Annotated in this window: 19 protein-coding genes and 1 pseudogene; 11 read left to right on the top strand and 9 right to left on the bottom strand. The window is 58.4% G+C overall.

Going from position 1 to position 18,507, the window contains the following annotated elements; translation table 11 throughout:
• Positions 1–137: 137 nt before the first annotated feature.
• On the top strand, positions 138–473 hold the full coding sequence (locus MO767_RS01995) for a DUF2834 domain-containing protein (protein ID WP_282479177.1): 336 nt from the start codon (positions 138–140) through the stop codon (positions 471–473).
• A gap of 145 nt (positions 474–618) precedes the next feature.
• On the opposite strand, the gene MO767_RS01990 is transcribed toward MO767_RS01995, so the two are convergent.
• The 4 genes and pseudogenes from MO767_RS01990 to MO767_RS01975 form a co-directional block, all read right to left on the bottom strand.
• Positions 619–1,542 (bottom strand): magnesium transporter CorA family protein, encoded by a 924-nt coding sequence (locus MO767_RS01990; RefSeq protein ID WP_282479176.1) that lies wholly within the window; start codon positions 1,540–1,542, stop codon positions 619–621.
• Positions 1,543–1,549: 7 nt separating this feature from the next.
• Positions 1,550–2,215 (bottom strand): annotated as a pseudogene (locus tag MO767_RS01985) (RimK family alpha-L-glutamate ligase); the annotation flags it as partial.
• 50 nt (positions 2,216–2,265) lie between these two features.
• A complete protein-coding gene (locus MO767_RS01980) occupies positions 2,266–3,417 on the bottom strand; it encodes a PQQ-dependent sugar dehydrogenase (RefSeq protein WP_282479175.1) in 1,152 nt (383 codons plus the stop codon).
• A gap of 51 nt (positions 3,418–3,468) precedes the next feature.
• Entirely contained in the window at positions 3,469–3,825 is a 357-nt protein-coding gene (locus MO767_RS01975; protein ID WP_282479174.1) for a hypothetical protein, read from the bottom strand.
• Positions 3,826–4,028: 203 nt separating this feature from the next.
• On the opposite strand from MO767_RS01975, the gene MO767_RS01970 reads away from it, so the two are divergent.
• On the top strand, positions 4,029–4,877 hold the full coding sequence (locus tag MO767_RS01970; RefSeq protein ID WP_282479173.1) for a Ku protein: 849 nt from the start codon (positions 4,029–4,031) through the stop codon (positions 4,875–4,877).
• Positions 4,878–4,941: 64 nt separating this feature from the next.
• Here MO767_RS01970 and lpxO read toward each other — a convergent pair whose 3' ends face one another.
• The gene (gene lpxO, locus MO767_RS01965; protein ID WP_282479172.1) at positions 4,942–5,841 is read right to left on the bottom strand and encodes a lipid A hydroxylase LpxO; all 900 of its coding nucleotides are present in this window, start codon (positions 5,839–5,841) and stop codon (positions 4,942–4,944) included.
• A 496-nt stretch (positions 5,842–6,337) separates the two neighbouring features.
• Between lpxO and MO767_RS01960 the strand changes: the two genes are divergently transcribed.
• Complete coding sequence (locus tag MO767_RS01960; protein WP_282479171.1) at positions 6,338–7,927, top strand: ABC-F family ATPase; 1,590 nt, start codon at positions 6,338–6,340, stop codon at positions 7,925–7,927.
• Positions 7,928–8,130: 203 nt separating this feature from the next.
• Entirely contained in the window at positions 8,131–9,318 is a 1,188-nt protein-coding gene (locus MO767_RS01955) for an MFS transporter (RefSeq protein ID WP_282479170.1), read from the top strand.
• Between the two features lie 125 nt (positions 9,319–9,443).
• On the opposite strand, the gene MO767_RS01950 is transcribed toward MO767_RS01955, so the two are convergent.
• Both MO767_RS01950 and MO767_RS01945 read right to left on the bottom strand, forming a co-directional pair.
• The gene (locus tag MO767_RS01950) at positions 9,444–10,481 is read right to left on the bottom strand and encodes a dienelactone hydrolase (protein ID WP_282479169.1); all 1,038 of its coding nucleotides are present in this window, start codon (positions 10,479–10,481) and stop codon (positions 9,444–9,446) included.
• Positions 10,482–10,650: 169 nt separating this feature from the next.
• Complete coding sequence (locus MO767_RS01945) at positions 10,651–11,262, bottom strand: FMN-dependent NADH-azoreductase (protein ID WP_046055117.1); 612 nt, start codon at positions 11,260–11,262, stop codon at positions 10,651–10,653.
• 129 nt (positions 11,263–11,391) lie between these two features.
• On the opposite strand from MO767_RS01945, the gene MO767_RS01940 reads away from it, so the two are divergent.
• A complete protein-coding gene (locus MO767_RS01940; protein WP_282479168.1) occupies positions 11,392–12,300 on the top strand; it encodes a LysR substrate-binding domain-containing protein in 909 nt (302 codons plus the stop codon).
• On the top strand, positions 12,297–12,656 hold the full coding sequence (locus MO767_RS01935; RefSeq protein WP_282479167.1) for an MmcQ/YjbR family DNA-binding protein: 360 nt from the start codon (positions 12,297–12,299) through the stop codon (positions 12,654–12,656). The genes MO767_RS01940 and MO767_RS01935 overlap by 4 nt, the downstream gene beginning before the upstream one ends.
• Here the strand turns inward: MO767_RS01935 and MO767_RS01930 are convergent.
• Together MO767_RS01930 and MO767_RS01925 are read right to left on the bottom strand one after the other, a co-directional pair.
• Positions 12,653–13,081, bottom strand: coding sequence for a DUF1294 domain-containing protein (locus tag MO767_RS01930; RefSeq protein ID WP_282479166.1), 429 nt, complete (start codon positions 13,079–13,081; stop codon positions 12,653–12,655). The two genes, MO767_RS01935 and MO767_RS01930, sit on opposite strands and share 4 nt — an antisense overlap.
• On the bottom strand, positions 13,078–13,908 hold the full coding sequence (locus MO767_RS01925) for an undecaprenyl-diphosphate phosphatase (protein WP_282479165.1): 831 nt from the start codon (positions 13,906–13,908) through the stop codon (positions 13,078–13,080). The genes MO767_RS01930 and MO767_RS01925 overlap by 4 nt, the downstream gene beginning before the upstream one ends.
• Before the next feature lie 293 nt (positions 13,909–14,201).
• Between MO767_RS01925 and MO767_RS01920 the strand changes: the two genes are divergently transcribed.
• The 5 genes from MO767_RS01920 to MO767_RS01900 all read left to right on the top strand — a co-directional run bounded on the left by MO767_RS01920 (position 14,202) and on the right by MO767_RS01900 (position 18,492).
• Complete coding sequence (locus tag MO767_RS01920; protein WP_282479164.1) at positions 14,202–15,836, top strand: methyl-accepting chemotaxis protein; 1,635 nt, start codon at positions 14,202–14,204, stop codon at positions 15,834–15,836.
• Between the two features lie 230 nt (positions 15,837–16,066).
• Positions 16,067–16,630: a nicotinamide riboside transporter PnuC gene (gene pnuC / locus MO767_RS01915; RefSeq protein ID WP_282479163.1), complete on the top strand. Its 564-nt coding sequence runs from the start codon at positions 16,067–16,069 to the stop codon at positions 16,628–16,630.
• Positions 16,627–17,151 (top strand): AAA family ATPase, encoded by a 525-nt coding sequence (locus MO767_RS01910; protein ID WP_282479162.1) that lies wholly within the window; start codon positions 16,627–16,629, stop codon positions 17,149–17,151. Before pnuC ends, MO767_RS01910 begins: the two co-directional genes overlap by 4 nt.
• 329 nt (positions 17,152–17,480) lie before the next feature.
• Positions 17,481–17,918, top strand: a complete 438-nt coding sequence (locus tag MO767_RS01905; protein WP_282479161.1) for a hypothetical protein — start codon at positions 17,481–17,483, stop codon at positions 17,916–17,918.
• A gap of 1 nt (position 17,919) precedes the next feature.
• Positions 17,920–18,492: an adhesin gene (locus MO767_RS01900; RefSeq protein WP_282479160.1), complete on the top strand. Its 573-nt coding sequence runs from the start codon at positions 17,920–17,922 to the stop codon at positions 18,490–18,492.
• Positions 18,493–18,507: the final 15 nt, after the last annotated feature.

Here is an 18,507-nt window from a genome sequence, read left to right as displayed (position 1 = left end):
AATAATGCTTGGCTGGCAGCGCAATACAGTGGAAGTCATGTCCGAAAATTAGCCGGGCGCTGATGGCAAGTCAATGGCCAATTTTCCTCGGCCTCTGTAGGCTGACGACTCTGCTCATTGTCCCAAGGAAGGAAACCATGAAGTCTGTCGCCCTGCCCCTCATTGCCCTGATCGCGTTCGCCGGCTACACCGTTTCGGTGATGCTTCAGGCCGAACAGTCATTGATCGACTTCGGCCTCAGCCTGATGTCGCGCCCCGACACGGCGCAGGTAGTGATTGATTTGTACCTGCTGGCGACGCTCGCGGGCATCTGGATGTACACGGATGCGCGCAAGCGTGGGCAGTCAGGGCTGTCGGTGGTGCCGTATCTTTTGCTTACCGCAATATTTGTGTCCATCGGGCCGTTGTTGTACTTGGTGGTGCGTGGGCTGCAGGATCGGAAGAAATCCGTAACCGTCCATCAAGAAGTCTGATCCTGAATTTGTAGTGCTGTTGAGATTGCCTTCGCGAGCAAGCCCGCTCCCACAAGGGTTCTGTAGAGGACTCGGAACTTGCGTACACCCTGATCAAAATGTGGGAGCGAGCTTGCTCGCGAAAGCGATCTGACAGCCGCCAAAGTTATTTCGCCAACCGTCTGAGCCCGAGCACCATCACTCCAGCCCCCATTATCATCGCAGTCAGAAACAGCGGATACGAAACCCACCACGGCACGCCCGCCGTCATCATGCTGAACTCGGACATGCCGCCGATACTTGCAATCAGGTTCAGCGGCAAAAACACCACATTGATCAACGTCAGTTTGCGCAGCAGGTTGTTCATGCTGTTGTTCATCAGGTTGCCCCGGGCGTCGATCAGCCCGGAGAACACCGTGGAGTAGATTTCCGCCTGTTTGTAGCACTGGTTGTTTTCGATGATCAGGTCGTCGATCAGGCCAATGGCTTCGGCGCTGAAATGTTCCTTTGCGGCGTGATTGCGCAACCGGGTCAGGACTGCGCCGTTGCTGTGAATCGCGTTGATGTAATAGATCAGGCTTTCGCTGAGGTTGAACATCTGGATCAGGTGCTGGTTCTGCATCGACGCGTTGAATTTCTGCTGCAACTCCCGGGCAACCAGCTTGATCACCTTCAGGTGGCCCAAGTAGTGATGGATGTTGTTGAACAGCAGGTCGAGCAACACATCCAGCGGCCTGTTCAGGGGCTGGCGCATGCCGAGGCCACTGAGCGGCGAATCGTCGGTGGCGATCACCAGCAAACGATGCTCGGAAAACAGCAAACCGCAGGACGACACTTCGAAGGCCAGGCTGCCGGCGCCGGAATAGTTTTCCGGGCGTTTCCAGATCAGGAACAGGTTGTCGGGGTGAAACTCGATGCGTGACACCTCATCGGGGTCCAGGGCCGAGGCCAGGGCGTGTTCATCAACTTTGAAATGGCTGTGCAGCAGATCCCGTTCGGCCGCACCGGGATTACTGAACAACATCACTTCGGCATCCAGCCGTTCGACTTTGTGCAGGGCGCCGTGGATCAGTTGAAAGCTCTTGATCATCGGCCGTTCACCAGGCCTGGCCGCGGCGCTTGAGTTCCAGGCGACGGACGAACTCTTCCAGCACCAGTGAATACAGATCGTCCTGCAAGTAAGCGTCTTCGATGCCGGCGTCCATGTTCGGATTGTCGTTGACCTCGATCACCACCACTTTGTCGCCGGACTGCTTGAGGTCGACGCCGTAGAGGCCATCGCCGATCAGGTTCGCAGTCTTCACCGCCAACTCCACCACCGCCCGCGGTGCTTCGTGAACCGCCAGGGTGCGGCATTCGCCATTGATGTCCTGGCCCTTGGCCTTGTGGTTGTAGATCTGCCAATGGCCCTTGGACATGAAGTACTGGCAGGCAAAGATGGGTTTGCGGTTGAGCACGCCGATGCGCCAGTCGTATTCGGTGTAGAAGAACTCCTGGGCCAGCAACAGCACCGAATGCTCGAACAGTTCGGCCGTGGCGTCGAGCAAGGCTTGCTGGCTTTCGACCTTGATCACACCCCGAGAGAAACAGCCGTCGGGGATCTTCAATACCAACGGGAAACCGAGGCGCTCGCCAACCCGCTCGAAGTCTTCCGGTCGCTCTTTGTAGAGAATCTCGGTGGCGGGCATGCCCAGCTGATGGCTCTTGAGCAGATCGGTCAGGTACACCTTGTTGGTGCAACGCAGAATCGAGGCCGGGTCGTCCGACTGCTGCGCAGCCGAACGCAGGCTTCGCCAGCTGCTACAGGTGTCGGTTACTTCAGTCCGATCTTGTACAGGGCACCATCGTCTTCATCGGTCAGCACATACAAATACCCGTCCGGCCCCTGCCGCACATCGCGAATGCGCTTGTTGAGTTCACCCAGCAATCGCTCTTCGTGAACGACCTTGTCGCCATCGAACTGCAAGCGGATCAACTCCTGGCTCACCAGCGCGCCTATAAACACGTTGTGCTGCCAGGCCTTGAAGCGGTCAGCGTCGTAGAACGCCATGCCGCTGAGACCGGGGGACTTTTCCCACACGTGATGCGGGGCGACGGTGCCTTCGGCAGACTTGCCCTTTGCTTCCGGTATCGGCTGGCCGGAATAGTTGATGCCATGGGTTGCCATCGGCCAGCCATAGTTCTTGCCTCGCTCGATGATGTTGATTTCATCGCCACCCTGGGGACCGTGCTCGTTTTCCCAGAGGGTGCCGGTCCAGGGATTGAGTGCCGCGCCTTGTGGATTGCGATGACCGTAGGACCAGATTTCCGGGCGTACGCCGGTCTGACCGACAAAGGGGTTGTCATCCGGCACCTTGCCGTCCGGGTAGATCCGCACAACCTTGCCTTGCAGCTTGTCGAGGTCTTGGGCGGTCGGCCGGTCATTGTTCTCGCCAAGGGTGATGAACAGATAGCCGTCGCGGTCGAACACCAGGCGCGAACCAAAGTGGTTACCGACCGAAAGCTTGGGCTCCTGGCGAAAGATCACGTTGAAATCCTTGAGGGCCGTCAGGTCGTCAGACAGACGTCCGCGACCGACTGCCGTCCCGGCCTTGTCGCCCTCACCGCCACCTTCGGCATACGACAGATAGACCGTGCGGTCTTGCTTGAAGTCGGGCGACAACGCTACATCCAGCAAACCGCCCTGCCCCTTGGCCCAAACCTTTGGCACGCCACTGAGCGGTGCGGAAAGTTTACCGTCGGCGCTGACCACCCGCAGGTTGCCGGGCCGTTCGGTCACCAGCATCCCTTGGCGATCGGGAAGAAACGCCAAAGCCCAAGGATGTTCGAGCCCCTTGATCATTGTCGTCACCTCAAGGGGGCCCTGTTCGCTTTTAAAATCCTGGGTTGGCGCTGCGAAAACGGGCGCCGTGACGGTGAGCAGTGCGCTGGCACACAGTGTGGCCAGAAGGGTTTTACGCAACATGCACGATTCCTTTTGTCGTTCGAATGGCTGGCAAGATCGCTGTCGTGCCGTTCAACGGTTGCTGGTGTCTGCGTCCCGATGAGGTGGGTTGGGAATGAATTTCGGTGGGGTGGCGGGAGGCGGCCGGTCCTGAGGATAGCGGTTGCCGATGCCACCATTATCCAGCGTCGGTGGCCGCGGCACGGGCACTGTGTTCGGCCCGCGAATGGCCGGCGCGCTGGGTTGCGTGCCTTGCATGCTGTTGGGATTGGCCCGGCGAATCGGGCTGTTGTAAGGATTGCTGGTGTGGCCCGTCGGGCTCTGGGCCAACAGCAATGAAGAAGGTGGCGATGCGGTGTCAGCCTGCGCCAGATTGCTCAGCACACCACTCAACGCCAACGCGGTGCAGCCGAGCACAAATCTGTTCATGGGGAACCTCTCGACATCAGCGTGTATAGGAACTTCGATATCACGCTACGCCCGGGGTTCGGATTTGTTAACTAAAACCTCCTTCACAAGATGTAACACGAGTTGACCCGACCGCCGATACGCCCGCAGGGCCGGTTCGCAGCCCGCTGAAACTTTCGCACAGCGTCACAGGTCACCTGAACATCACTGGCGAGAAGACGACCATGGCACGGGCAATCTGGAAAGGCGCGATCAGTTTCGGTCTGGTGCATATTCCTGTGGCGCTGGTCTCGGCGACGTCCTCGCAAGGGGTGGATTTCGACTGGCTCGACAGCCGCAGCATGGACCCGGTGGGCTACAAGCGCGTCAACAAGGTCACCGGCAAGGAAGTCACCAAGGAACACATCGTTAAAGGTGTGCAGTATGAAAAGGGTCGGTATGTGGTCCTCAGCGAAGAGGAAATCAAGTCGGCGCACCCGCTGTCCACTCAGACCATCGACATCTTTTCCTTTGTCGACAGCGAGCAGATCCCCCTGCAAAACATCGATACGCCCTACTACCTCGCGCCGGACAAACGAGGTGGCAAGGTCTATGCGCTGTTGCGCGAAACGTTAAGCAAAACCAATAAAGTCGCCCTGGCTCATGTTGTGCTGCACACGCGCCAGCACCTCGCCGCGCTGATGCCGCTGGAATCGGCGATGGTATTGGTGATGCTGCGCTGGCCCGCCGAAGTGCGAAGTCTGGATACGCTTGAGCTCGGCAGTGAAGTCACCAAGCCCGAACTGGCCAAGGGCGAACTGGACATGGCCGAACGACTGGTTCAGGACATGAGCGCAGACTGGAAACCCGAGGATTATCGCGACAGTTTTGAAGACAAGATCATGGCCTTGGTGGAGAAAAAGGCCAACGAAGGAAAAATCGAAGATGTCGAAACGGCGACTGGCGAAGATGAGCGTAAAACTGCGGATGTTATCGATCTGACCGAGTTGCTTAAACGCAGCCTGGGTGGCAAGAGTGCCGGTAAAACCAAACCCGCCGCACGCAAAAAATCCACGAAGACTTCTCGTGGCTGATTGAGGGTTTTGCGGTGGATGTTATGGCTTGCTCACGAAGGCTTCGCACGCCGAAACACAAAATTCAGATCAAAACGATAATCGCCAACAGGCCACCGAAAATAGCCCACTTCTCCAGGTAATAGAGCTTGCGGTTGCGCTTCTTCAGTGCTTTGCCGCGCAAGCGAATCTTGTAGATTTTGGCGAACAAGCGGTTGATACCGCCGGTCTTGTCACCCGCATCGTTCGGTGCGCCCGCCGCCGACATCACGTTATTGCTGAACCAGCCATTGAACGCCGCCGCCCAGCGATACTTCATCGGCCGCTCTACGTCGCAGAACAGAATGATACGGTTCTGCCGGGTGGTGTTTTCGGCGTAATGAATGAAGGTCTCATCGAACATGATCGCTTCACCGTCGCGCCAGTGGTAGTTCTCGCCATCGACGTTGATGTAGCAACCGGCATCGTTCGGTGTTTCCAGGCCCAGGTGATAGCGATAGGAACCGGCATACGGATCGCGGTGACGGACCAATTTCGAACCCGGTGGCAACTCGGCGAACATCGCAGCCTTGATCGAGCCGATGCTTTGCAGCAGTTCGGAGGTGCGCGGACAGAGCTTCATGGCTGAAGGATGGCTGTCGCCGTACCACTTCAGGTAGAAACGTTTCCAGCCCGTCTTGAAGAATGAATTGAAACCGACGTCGTCGTACTGACTCGAGCGCTTGATCTCCCCGGCCCTGAGCAGGTTTTGGCCCTCGGCACGAATGTCTTCCCAATGGTCCTGCAACGGACTCAGCTCAGGAAAATCGGCCGGGTTCAGAAAAGGCTTGTTGGGGATTTTCGAGAACAGATAAAGGAAGCAGTTGATCGGTGCCAGAAACGTTGAGTGGTCGCTCAGTTGGCGGCCCAGCTTGTGACGCACGCGTCCGCGCAAGTGAACGTACGCAATGGATACAACGTAAATAGCGGCAATGATCAATTTCACAAAAAATCGTCACACGTCAGAAATGAACAAACTGCGTCCCTTGCCGGCGAATCGGCCCAAGGGTCTTGTGCAGTGTCTGAATACGAAACTACGGCCCGGATGGCGCGTCCTTGAGCCTATGCCGCTTGTCGGCATCGGGTGATAGATGGCATTTTAGCCACAGCTTGTAACCAATAGTTAACCTTCAACTGTGAAAATATGTCCGCTGATGCTGCCAAAGTGGCCGTGCGGCCTTAACGCCCTATCGTTTAAAGAGCCAGACCAGTACAATCGCCGCCAAACATTACGCGCCCCCCTTGGTTGACGACGGGAATGAACCCCGTCTCAGCGCACTTCGACTCGGGCCAAGCGCTTCATATGCTGCTGTCCACTTATTGCCAGATGGACCTTCCGCTTCTGACCGGGATGCATTTCCTGTGGTTCGAATACCGGAAACGGGTACTGAATCGGTACTGCCGCAACCCTAGCTACTCTGAATGCTTCGCAGGAAAAACCTTTGATCTCTACAGCTAACATCACGATGCAGTTCGGCGCCAAGCCGCTATTCGAAAACGTTTCGGTCAAATTCGCCGCGGGCAACCGCTACGGCCTGATCGGCGCCAACGGTTGCGGCAAGTCGACTTTCATGAAAATCCTCGGCGGCGACCTCGAGCCGTCCGGCGGCCAGGTCATGCTCGAGCCGAACGTGCGTCTGGGTAAATTGCGCCAGGACCAGTTCGCCTACGAAGAATTCACCGTGATCGATACCGTGATCATGGGTCACGAAGAGCTGTGGAAGGTCAAGGCCGAGCGCGACCGTATCTACTCGCTGCCGGAAATGACCGAAGAAGACGGCATGGCCGTTGCGGAACTGGAAACCGAATTCGCCGAAATGGACGGCTACACCGCCGAGTCCCGTGCTGGCGAACTGTTGCTGGGCCTGGGTATCGGCATCGAGCAACACTTCGGCCCGATGAGCGAAGTGTCCCCTGGCTGGAAACTGCGCGTATTGCTGGCTCAGGCGCTGTTCTCCGATCCTGAAGTGTTGTTGCTCGACGAACCGACCAACCACCTGGACATCAACACCATCCGCTGGCTGGAAAACATCCTGACCCAGCGCTCCAGCCTGATGATCATCATCTCTCACGACCGTCACTTCCTGAACAGCGTGTGCACCCACATGGCTGACCTGGATTACGGCGAGTTGCGCCTGTTCCCGGGCAACTACGACGAGTACATGACCGTGGCGACCCAGTCCCGCGAGCAACTGCTGTCGGACAACGCCAAGAAGAAAGCACAGATCTCGGAACTGCAATCGTTCGTCAGCCGCTTCTCGGCCAACGCCTCGAAAGCCAAGCAGGCCACGTCCCGCGCCAAGGCGATCGACAAGATCCAGCTGGCCGAGGTCAAGCCTTCGAGCCGTGTGAGCCCGTTCATCCGTTTCGAACAAACCAAGAAGCTGCACCGTCAGGCGGTCATCGTCGAGCGCATGGCCAAAGGCTTCGACGGCAAGCCGCTGTTCAAGGACTTCAGCTTCCAGGTTGAAGCTGGCGAGCGCGTGGCGATCATCGGCCCGAACGGTATCGGTAAAACCACCTTGCTGCGCACCCTGGTCAACGAACTGACCCCGGATGCCGGTACCGTGAAGTGGACCGACGCCGCGGAACTGGGCTACTACGCCCAGGACCACGCGCACGACTTCGAAGACGACTGCAACCTGTTCGACTGGATGGGCCAGTGGACCCAGGGCGGCGAGCAAATCGTTCGCGGTACCCTCGGCCGGATGCTGTTCTCCAACGACGAGATCCTCAAGTCGGTCAAGGTCATCTCCGGTGGTGAGCAAGGTCGCATGCTGTTCGGCAAGCTGATCCTGCAAAAGCCGAACGTGCTGATCATGGACGAACCGACCAACCACTTGGACATGGAATCCATCGAGGCGCTGAATCTGGCGCTGGAGAACTACCCGGGCACGCTGATCTTCGTCAGCCACGACCGTGAGTTCGTATCGTCCCTGGCCACCCGCATCATCGAGTTGAGCGCCAGCGGCGTGATCGACTTCAGCGGCACCTATGACGACTACCTGCGTAGCCAGGGCGTTGTGTTCTAAATAGCCCTGCAGCAACTGAAAGCCCTGTCCTTGCGACGGGGCTTTTTGCATTCAAGGGTCAAGGGAAACTTTGGTTCCGAAACCTTCGCGGGCCTGATCGCGAAGAGGCCCTCAAACCCTATGAATATAGTTAGCCTGCTTCCTTTTATTTGCAACCCGCGCCATGATGCAGCTCTCCTACCGCCGCCCGCGAACGAGCCGTCATGTCTGTGCAGCAACTGCCACCCCAAAGCTCCATGGCGATCACCCTGCAGATCGTCTCCATCGTCTTTTATACCTTTATTGCCTTCCTTTGCATCGGCCTGCCGATTGCGGTGTTGCCGGGCTATGTCCACGAACAGCTCGGTTTCAGCGCGATCATCGCGGGGCTGGCCATAGGCTCCCAATACCTGGCCACTCTGCTCAGCCGCCCGATGGCCGGACGCCTGTCGGACACCATCGGCACCAAGCGGGCGATTGTTTATGGGTTATCGGGGATAGTGTTGAGCGGCGTGCTGACGTTGATTTCAACGCTGCTGCAAAGTTTTCCCTTGCTGAGCCTGTTGATTCTGATTGCCGGACGCTTGTTGCTGGGGATTGCCCAGGGATTGATCGGGGTCGGCACCATCAGTTGGTGCATGGGTCAGGTGGGCGCGGAACATACCGCGCGATCGATCTCCTGGAACGGCATCGCCTCCTACGGCGCCATCGCCATTGGTGCGCCGCTGGGCGTGGTGATGGTTGGCGAGCTGGGGTTCGCCAGTCTTGGGATCGCGCTGTCGGTGCTGGCGCTGGCGGCGTTGTTGCTGATCCGAAACAAACCCTCGGTGCCGGTGATTCGCGGCGAACGCCTGCCGTTCTGGGCGGTGTTCGGGCGCATTGCGCCGTTCGGCGCGAGCCTGAGCCTCGCCTCCATCGGTTACGGCACGCTGACCACTTTTATTACCTTGTATTACGTCAGCCGTGGCTGGGCCGGCGCGGCTTATTGCCTGACGGTGTTCGGCGTGTGTTTCATTCTGGCGCGACTGTTGTTCATCTCCAGCATCAGCCGTTTCGGTGGGTTCACCTCGGCCATTGCCTGTATGAGCATTGAAACGGTGGGCCTGGTGTTGCTGTGGCTCGCGCCTTCGACCGGTTATGCGCTGATCGGCGCAGGCCTGACCGGGTTCGGTCTGTCGCTGGTGTATCCGGCGCTGGGGGTCGAAGCGATCAAGCAAGTGCCCAACTCCAGTCGTGGGGCGGGATTGAGTGCTTACGCGGTGTTTTTCGATCTGGCGCTGGCGATTGCCGGGCCGTTGATGGGCGCGGTGGCGTTGAACCTGGGGTACACGTGGATTTTCTTCAGCGCGGCGTTGTTGTCGGTGACTGGCCTCGGTTTGACCCTGTTACTGAAACGCCGCGCCATGGCCTGACACTGCAATCCACTGTGGGAGCGAGCTTGCTCGCGATAGCGGTCTGTCAGCCAACATCCATATTGAATTTGAGAGCGCTATCGCGAGCAAGCTCGCTCCCACAGGGATTAGTGGTGGTCACAAAATCATTGATCGGCGGTCTGCATTCCGGCCCGGGTCGGTTTGCCAAGCGCATGAGCGAAGAAACGCCCGGCTTCGGACACCATAGTGCGATGGATGTCTTTGCGATCGACGCCATCGGCATCGGTGCAGAGCGCCGGCATGGCGAGGATCTGTTCTTCATTGCAAGGCGCCAGGAATACAAAGTGCCCTGCCCCGGCCAGCAATTTGAAGTCCGGTGCGATCGGCAGTTTGCGCGCAAGGGCGGCGGCATTCTTGTCGAACGCCACCAGTTTGTCGCCGTCGCCGCTGTAGAGCAGCACCGGCACATGCACTTCGGCCAGGGTATGGCGGCCAAACTTCAGGCTCAGCGGCGCCATGAGCAACAAGGCGCGAACCCGAGGGTCAGCCACTGGTTGCAAGTCATCGCGGTCAGCAATCAATTCGCCATGGGTGTTGCAGGCGTCGCGGTCGTCCGGGCGTTCCTGACAATAGCGGCGCAGGCGGTCCAGGTCTGGCGTCGCGCCGGACAGAATCAGCGCCGTCTCCCCGCCCGCCGAATAACCGATGACACCGACCTGATCGGCATTGACGAAGGGCGCGAGCATTCGATCACCAAGTGTCGCGGTAATGGCTTCGGAAATCTGGATGGGCCGACCGTAAAGGTTACTCAACGTACCGAGGCGACTGTGGTCTTTGGAGTTGTCACCGGGATGGATCACCGCCACCACCACAAACCCTTTGCGTGCCAGCGACGTGGCGAGGTCATGCAAGGCCAGCGGGGTTCCGGTGTTGCCGTGGGACAGCATCAACATCGGGAAACGACCGATGGCGACTCGGGTGTCTTCGCCCGCCTCGACTGTGTAGCCCTCGAGGATGCTGGAGTGCTCCTTCTCGCTGGAGGGATAGAAGGCGATGGCGCGCATCGGCTGCAAGTCCAAAGGGTCAAGAAAACTCATCTCATGGAAGCCGACGCTCCAGTGAAAATGCGGCGCAGGCGCGGCGTGCACTGAATTCAGGCTGCTGAACAGGCAAATCAGTAAGGTTGCACAAAGACGCACCATGGGATGCCCCACCTTGTTACTTGACCGGAGACGGTAACCCTCGACTGCATAACTCGGGCCAGGAGATGAAATAGCCAGAAACAAAAAACTCCGTATCTGGCACTTGCGTGATCAGAATACAGAGTTTTTTGGGTATTGCCCGAGCTGTTTGATTTTCTTTACACACGCCTTACGCGGCGGCGAACAACTGCTCGCTGATTTGCGTGTGAGCGTCGCTCATGGCTTTGGTGCGGACTTCGTCACCGTAGGCAAGGCCATGGGCACGGACGAACTCGATGTCGGTGATACCGATGAAGCCAAACAGCACCTTCAAGTACTCTTCGTGAGCAACACCGGTCGCCTGACCCGCATGCAGACCGCCGGAAGTCGAGACGATCACGACTTTCTTGCCACCGCACAGGCCTTCAGGGCCGGCTTCGGTGTAACGGAAGGTCTGACCGGCAACGGCGATGCGGTCGATCCAGGCCTTGAGTTGGGTCGGGATGGTGAAGTTGTACATCGGGGCTGCAATCACCACGGCATCGGCGGCGAGGAATTCGGCCAGAGTGGTGGCGCTCAGCTCGGCTTCGTGCTGCTGTGCGGCGTTGCGCAGTTCAGCGGTGGTACCGGCGGCAACCAGGGTTGTGGCGGAGAAATGGCTGATGGCATCGGCAGCCAGGTCGCGGTAGGTCACCACGGCAGTCGGCTCGGCGGTTTGCCAGGCTTTAACGACTTCGCTGCTCAGCTGACGGGAAGCCGAGTTGTCACCAAGAATGCTCGAATCGATATGCAGCAGTTTCATGTGGGATCTCCAGGTGAGGATCGCTACGAGGCGATCTGATGGGGAGAATCCTACAGGCGAAACCAATAGCTGATTAGACTGCAACAATGCGATAGTTCGTCCCACTGATAGAACAATCGAGCTCCCACCATGCAAGACCTCAATGATCTCTACTACTTCGCCAAGGTGGTTGAAGCCGGTGGCTTCGCCGCGGCCGGGCGTTTGCTCGGAATTCCCAAGTCGCGGTTGTCGCGGCGCATCGCCGAACTGGAAGAGCGTCTCGGCGCGCGCCTGCTGCAACGCACCACCCGACAACTGAAGTTGACCGCCGTGGGCGAACGTTACTTGCGGCACTGTCAGGCAATGCTGCTGGAAGCCGAAATGGCCGACGAAGCCGTTGCCAGTATGTCCAGCGAACCTCGTGGGCGTTTGCGGGTGTCCTGCCCCGTCGGGTTGGCCCACGAAATTCTGCCGACAGTGATCAGCGATTTCCTTGAGAAGTATCCTCAGGTCCAACTGGAAGTCATGTTGCTCAACCGCCGCGTCGACCTGGTGACCGAGGGCGTCGATGTGGCGCTGCGGGTGCGTGAGTTGGGCGATGAGGATCCGCTGCTGGTCACCCGACGTTTGCGCCAGGCGCAGATGGCGATGGTCGCCAGCCCCGGATTTTTGCACGGACGTGAAATCAACCACCCCGAAGACCTGAAAAACCTTCCCGTGCTCGGAGCTCTGGAGGCCGACCGCCTGGTGCATATCCGCATGCTCGACCAACAGGGCAAAAGCTGCGATCTCACCCTCGAAGCGCGATTGGGCATCGATGACTTTATCGTGCGCAAGGCCTGCACCCTCGCCGGCCAGGGTTTTACCATGCTGCCGATGATGTATTGCGAGCAGGAACTGGAAAACGGCTCGCTGGTACAGTTGCTGCCCGACTGGTCGTTGCCTGGTGGCTGGCTGCAAGCGGTCTACCCTCATCGGCGCGGGGTGATGCCAGCCGTACGCGCCTGGCTCGACCATTTGATCGAATCATTCAATGCCTGTGGGGACCGACTGATATGAAGGCTGGACGTATGAGCGAAGAGGATGTCGCGCAATTCTGTCTCGCGCTGCCGGGTGCGCGGGAAGACTACAAGTGGGGTGGCGTACGGGTGTTTTCGATCGCGGGGAACAAGATGTTCGCCTTGCAGAATCTACGGGGCGAATCCTTGGCCTTCAAGGTCGACAAGGACTTGTTTCTCGGTCATTGCGACCGCCCGGGAATTCGCCCGGCGCCGTATCTGGCGCGGGCTCAGTGGATCATCTTGGAAACGCCCTACCCGTTGGGCCCTGAAGAGCTGCAAGGCTTGTTGCGGCGTTCCCATCAATTGGTGGTGAGCAAGTTGCCCAAGCGCACCCAGGTGGGACTGCTGCTTTAAAGCAGCGCCAGCAGATTTGCACCCAGAAACAATTGATCGATCCAGAACACCTGGTGCAGCAGAACAATCATCCAGAACAACAGCTGAAACGACACTTTGCGCGTCTTGTGCCGAAACAGCTGCTGCGCCAGTAAGGCGCCCGGCCAGCCTCCGGCGAGTTCCACCGCATGCAACACGTTCTCCGGTGTGCGCCAATGGTCGGCGCGCGCCCTGCGCTTGTCGCTCCAGTACAGCAAGAATGCCAGCAGACTGACGAGCCCGTACGCCGCCAGGGGAATAACGGAAACCCCGCGCAACCACAACGACATCGAGCCGTACAGCGGCAGCGCGCACAGGACCGCAAACACCAACAATTTCAGCTGAAGATTGCGAATCTCTCCTGCGGGTTTGCGTCCGGGGTTGTTGCGCGCGCTGGCGTCATTCATGGCTTGACCGCGGCCCAGTCAACCCAGCCAAATTGCCAGGTGGCCAGGATGACCAGGCCGAATGCAATGCGGTACCAGGCGAACGCGACGTAGCTGTGGTTGGCGATGAACTTGAGCAGCCCCCTGACGGCAATCATTGCAAAGATGAACGCGGTGACGAAGCCGATCGCGAACACCGGAAAATCCGACGGGACGAACAGGTGGCGGTATTTGTAGCCCGAGTAAACGGCCGCAGCGACCATGGTCGGCATTGCCAGAAAGAACGAAAACTCGGTAGCGGTCTTGCGAGACAGCCCGAACAACAAGCCACCAATGATCGTCGAGCCGGAGCGTGACGTCCCGGGAATCATCGCCAGGCACTGGGCGAAGCCGACTTTCAGGGCGTCTTTCCAGGTGATGTCATCAACGGTTTCGGCATGCACTTCATGCTGACGCTTTTCGGCCCACAACATGATGATCCCGCCTACCACCAACGCCGTCGCGACGGTGATCGGGTTGAACAGGTATTCGTGGATCAAATCGGAAAAAATCACCCCCAGAACCACGGCCGGCATGAAGGCAACCAACAGGTTTGCGGTAAAGCGGCGAGCGCCGGGCTGTGTTGGCAAACCGGTCACCACATCGATGATCTTGCGGCGGAACTCCCACACCACCGCCAGAATCGCCCCCAGCTGAATAATAATGTTGAAAGCGATGGCCCGCTCGCCACCGAAGTTGAGCAAGTCCGCCACAATGATTTGGTGCCCGGTACTGGAAATGGGCAAAAACTCCGTCAGCCCTTCTACAACCCCTAAAATCAATGCCTGCAAGGCCGTCCAAAGATCCATCAATCCCCCAAAGGCGACGCGCAAAAGCATGCCCCATTAATATTTGTCTGAGCGTTTCAATGCGATCAGCGTAGCTGAAGTCCCGCGCGCACAGGATCCAGACGAAACCGTAAAAATTCCGTGAAAAATCAAGTTGGATTCAGGTTTTTCCGTGCGGGGCCGAAATCCTATCAGACAAGCTTGATTAGCGCTGCCGCGTTATTGGACTTGGGTCGGATATGGCAGATTGGCAAAGTGTGGTTGGATGCTGGCGATCATTTATTACAAGAAAAAGAATTCGGAGTGACAGCGTTATGAACAGCTTGCGCAGTATGTCGATCAGCCGACGTTTGTGGCTCATCTTGATCGTGGCCGTCCTGATGCTAATGACGTTGGGCGTCTTGATGCTCAAGCAGATTCACGATGACCTGTACCACGCCAAGGCCCAGAAAACCCAGCACGTGGTGCAAACCGCCAGTGGCATTCTGACCTATTACCACGACCTCGAAACCGCCGGCACGCTCACCCGCGATGCTGCGCAGAAGCAGGCACTGAGCGCCGTTCGCGGTCTGCGCTATGACCAGAACGACTACTTCTGGATCAACGACCTGACGCCGGTGATGATCATGCACCCGGCCAACTCGAAACTCGATGGCCAGAACCTCTCGGCGATCCGCGACCCGGACGGTTTTGCCCTGTTTAACGAAATGGTCGCCGTCGCCAAGTCCAAGGGGGCCGGCACCATCGACTATCGCTGGCCGAAACCGGGCGCCAGCGCACCGGTAGAAAAAACCTCCTACGTCAAACTCTTCGAACCCTGGGGCTGGGTGATCGGTTCGGGCGTGTATATCGATGACATGCAGGCCGAGTTCTATGGCCAGGTCTGGAAGGCCTCGTTCGTGGGGCTGGTGATTGCCCTGATCATGGCGTTGCTGGTCATCCTGATTGCCCGCAGCATCGTGCGTCCACTGCAGGAAACCGTGAACGCCATGGCCAACATCGCCAGCGGCGAGAGCGATCTGACCCGCAGCCTCGACACTCATGGCCAGGATGAAGTCACGCAACTGGCACGCCACTTCAACGCCTTCACCGCCAAGCTGCGACGGGTGATCAAAGAACTGCAAGTGTCCGCCAGTGCCCTGGGCCAGTCTTCCAGCGAACTGGGCAACGACGCCGTCCAGGCCCAGCAACGCAGTCAGCAACAGTCCCAGCAAATGGAATTGGTGGCCACTGCCATCAATGAAGTGACGTATGGCGTACACGACGTCGCGAAAAACGCCGAGCACGCCGCCAGCGAAATGCGCGATGCCGAGTCTCAGGCGCAGCAAGGCCAGGTCAACATCGATGGCAGCCTGCAACAGATCGACAAGCTGTCGTCGACCATCGATCAGGCGGTGGAGGTGATCCGTACCCTGGCCGCCGAAAGCACGCAGATCGGCAGCGTTCTCGAAGTGATCCGTTCCATTGCCGAGCAAACCAACCTGCTGGCCCTCAACGCAGCCATCGAAGCCGCCCGGGCCGGCGAGCAAGGTCGGGGTTTTGCGGTGGTGGCCGATGAAGTGCGACTGCTGGCCCAGCGTACCCAGAAGTCCACGGCCGAGATCCAGTCGATGATAGAACGCCTGCAAAGCCACTCCGAAGCGGCGGTCAAAGTGATCGGCGACAGCAGCGTTGCATCGCAGTTGACCATCGAGCAGGCTGGCCTGGCCGGTGCAAGCCTGAATGCCATTGGCCAGGCGCTGCGCAACCTCAACGTGTTGAACGCCTCCATCGCCAGCGCAACCTTGCAACAGGCACATGTGGTCGAGGACATCAACCAGAACGTCACCCAGGCGGCCGGTTTGTCCCACAGCACGGCACTGGCGGCCGAGCAGTCGAGCGTGGCCAGCGTTCATCTGAAGGAATTGAGTGAGCAGTTGAACGGGCTGCTCAAGCAGTTCCGGGTGTAACCACAGCCCTGTGTAGCAGTTGCCGAGGCTGCGTTCGGCTGCGAAGCAGTCGTGAAATCAGACTCCACGGCGTGTCAGAAAAATCTTGCTGACAGGATTGAAGACTGCTTCGCAGCCGAACGCAGCCTCGCAGGCTCGGCAGCTGCTACAAAGGGCGGCGCACGCCGGTTCTACTTGGCAGCGACTGCCGTTACAATCCGCACCCTCTTCGACTTCCCCAAGGAACCTCCATGTCCGGGCTTGAACTGTTTGCCGCTGCCCTCGGTGTCATTGCCGTCTGGTTGACGGTCAAACAGAACCCCTGGTGCTGGCCGATCGGTCTGGTCATGGTGCTGCTTTATAGCTGGATCTTTTTTGAGGTAAAGCTCTACTCGGACATGCTCCTGCAGGTGATCTACGCCGCATTGCAGCTCTATGGCTGGTGGCAGTGGACGCATGCGGGGGGCGCGCGCCATGGTCGGCAGGTTAGCCGACTCGATGGTAAATCGGTCGCTATCAGTCTGGTCATTGGAGCGGTCGGCAGTCTGTTGCTGGGCGCTGCAATGGCGAACTGGACCGATGCCGCACAACCCTGGCTCGATGCGGCACTGACTGGCTTCAGCCTGGTGGCGCAGCTATGGATGGCGCAAAAACGCGTTCAATGCTGGCCGCTGTGGTTCACCCTGGATGTGATCTTCGTCGGGCTGTTTATCTACAAAGACCTGTACCTGACTGCTGGGCTCTACGCGCTGTTCGCCCTGATTGCCGTGCAAGGCTGGCGGGAATGGCGGGCCGATCCGGCGTTGCGCACATGAAGGTTCTGGTACTCACAGGCCCCGAATCCAGCGGCAAGAGTTGGCTGGCAGCCGAGTTACAACAGCATTTCGGCGGGGTCCTGGTAGACGAATATGTACGCTGGTTCATCGAACAAAACCCACGAGACACCTGCCTGACCGACATTCCGGAAATCGCCCGAGGGCAGCTGAAATGGGAGGACGAGGCACGCGCCCGGCAGCCGCATTTGCTGATTCTCGACACTCACTTGCTGAGCAACATCCTCTGGAGCCAGACCTTGTTTGGCGCTTGCCCGACGTGGGTCGAGCAAGCATTGTTGACACGGCACTACGACCTGCATTTGCTGCTGAGCCCCGAAACCGTGGCCTGGCATGACGACGGGCAGCGTTGCCAACCGCAACTGGCAGAACGCCAGGCATTTTTCCAGGCCAGCCGCCAATGGCTTGACCTGCACCGCCAGCCTTGCCAGGTGCTGCAAGGTGACTGGAAACAGCGCAAGGACGCGGCATTCGAGGCTGTGACACACTTGTTCAAGACCTGAAACGGCCCCCCATTCTGCCGAAAATGTCCATTCCTGAAACACCCACCTCTGCGCAAACAAGCGAGCTAAAGCAGCTCAAGCCATCCAGCATAAAAATGTTAAGCCACTGATACAACCTGCCTTCAGCGCCCCTAGCGAGCAATACCGCCTGCATGGACGGCGTTTTTGCGCGGCTCTGTCTCAGTGGCGTTACAAAATTTATTAACCACCTCGACAATTAAAGCCAACCAACTGTTTTTAAAAGAAAAACCAAAACCGGCACACCTTCTGCTCTCTTCCTCGCAACGCTGATAAGGGCCAGCGTTCCACTTACAGAAGGAATTGCCGCCGTGGGGAAACTTGAAAACAACTTCTATAGCCTCCTGCTGATCGGATGCGCACTGGGCTCAAGTGTCTGTCTGCCCGTACAAGCTGACAACGGCATCATCATTATCAAACGTGATGTCCAACCGCGCATGGCAACGCGTGCGCCGATGATTCCCGATCCTAGCCCCACGACCGCCAATGCCAACCCGTCCAAATACGTCCTCAGTCAAACGAGCGAATTGAGCGACGGTGACTTTGCCAACGTCGCCAGTGGTGCAGGTATCACACGCCTGGTTGCTCAAGGTTCTAACAACCTGAGCGGCAATATCACCAACCAGACCCAGCTTTCCAACCTCCCCGCTGGACGTTCGGGAAATTCGGGCAACGGTATTGCCAACATGGTCAATTCAAGCGTCCAGCAAGGCCTGGGTGCTCTGAAAGTCATAACGGGAGACCGTTAAGATGAATCGTACGCTGCTGATTATCGCCATGTTTTGCAGTGCATCGACCTTTGCCCAACCTCCCGTCATCAATAACGCCGACATCGACGGTTCGGGCATGCAGTACAACGGCAACCTCACGGTCAACCAGGCTGCCGGCGATCTACAGCAACAGGCTAACGCCCGAGCCATTGCCGTTGGCCACGGAGCCAGCGCGACCACACAGATTCGCCAACGGTTGCGTACGGTGGTCGACCCCAGAATCGATGCTCGATCCAGCATTCAAGGCGACTCCTTCAGCCACGGCAACGGCGTACTGGGCGTCAACCAGAGCGCGGGGGCCAGCAACCAGCAAGCCAATGCCCTGAGGATAAGCATCAGTACTCAGCCGCAAAGCATCGACGACAGCGTCCTAAGGCAACAGAACGTGACGCTGATCACTAACTCCGATCCAACTGACTCTGCACCAGGCTATCGCCAAGTCGCTACCAGCGATCAGGCCTTCACCGGTAGCCGTGGGGTGATCCAGTTGAATCAGAGCGCCGGGGTGGGAAACCGAACGGCCAATACCCTGAGCGTACGGGTCACGGATTGACCCAAACAGGTAGGT

This window comes from Pseudomonas sp. UYIF39, assembly GCF_029963765.1.
GTDB lineage: Bacteria > Pseudomonadota > Gammaproteobacteria > Pseudomonadales > Pseudomonadaceae > Aquipseudomonas.
Note: the sequence above shows the minus strand (reverse complement) of the source record. Positions and strands in the feature narration are given on the sequence as shown.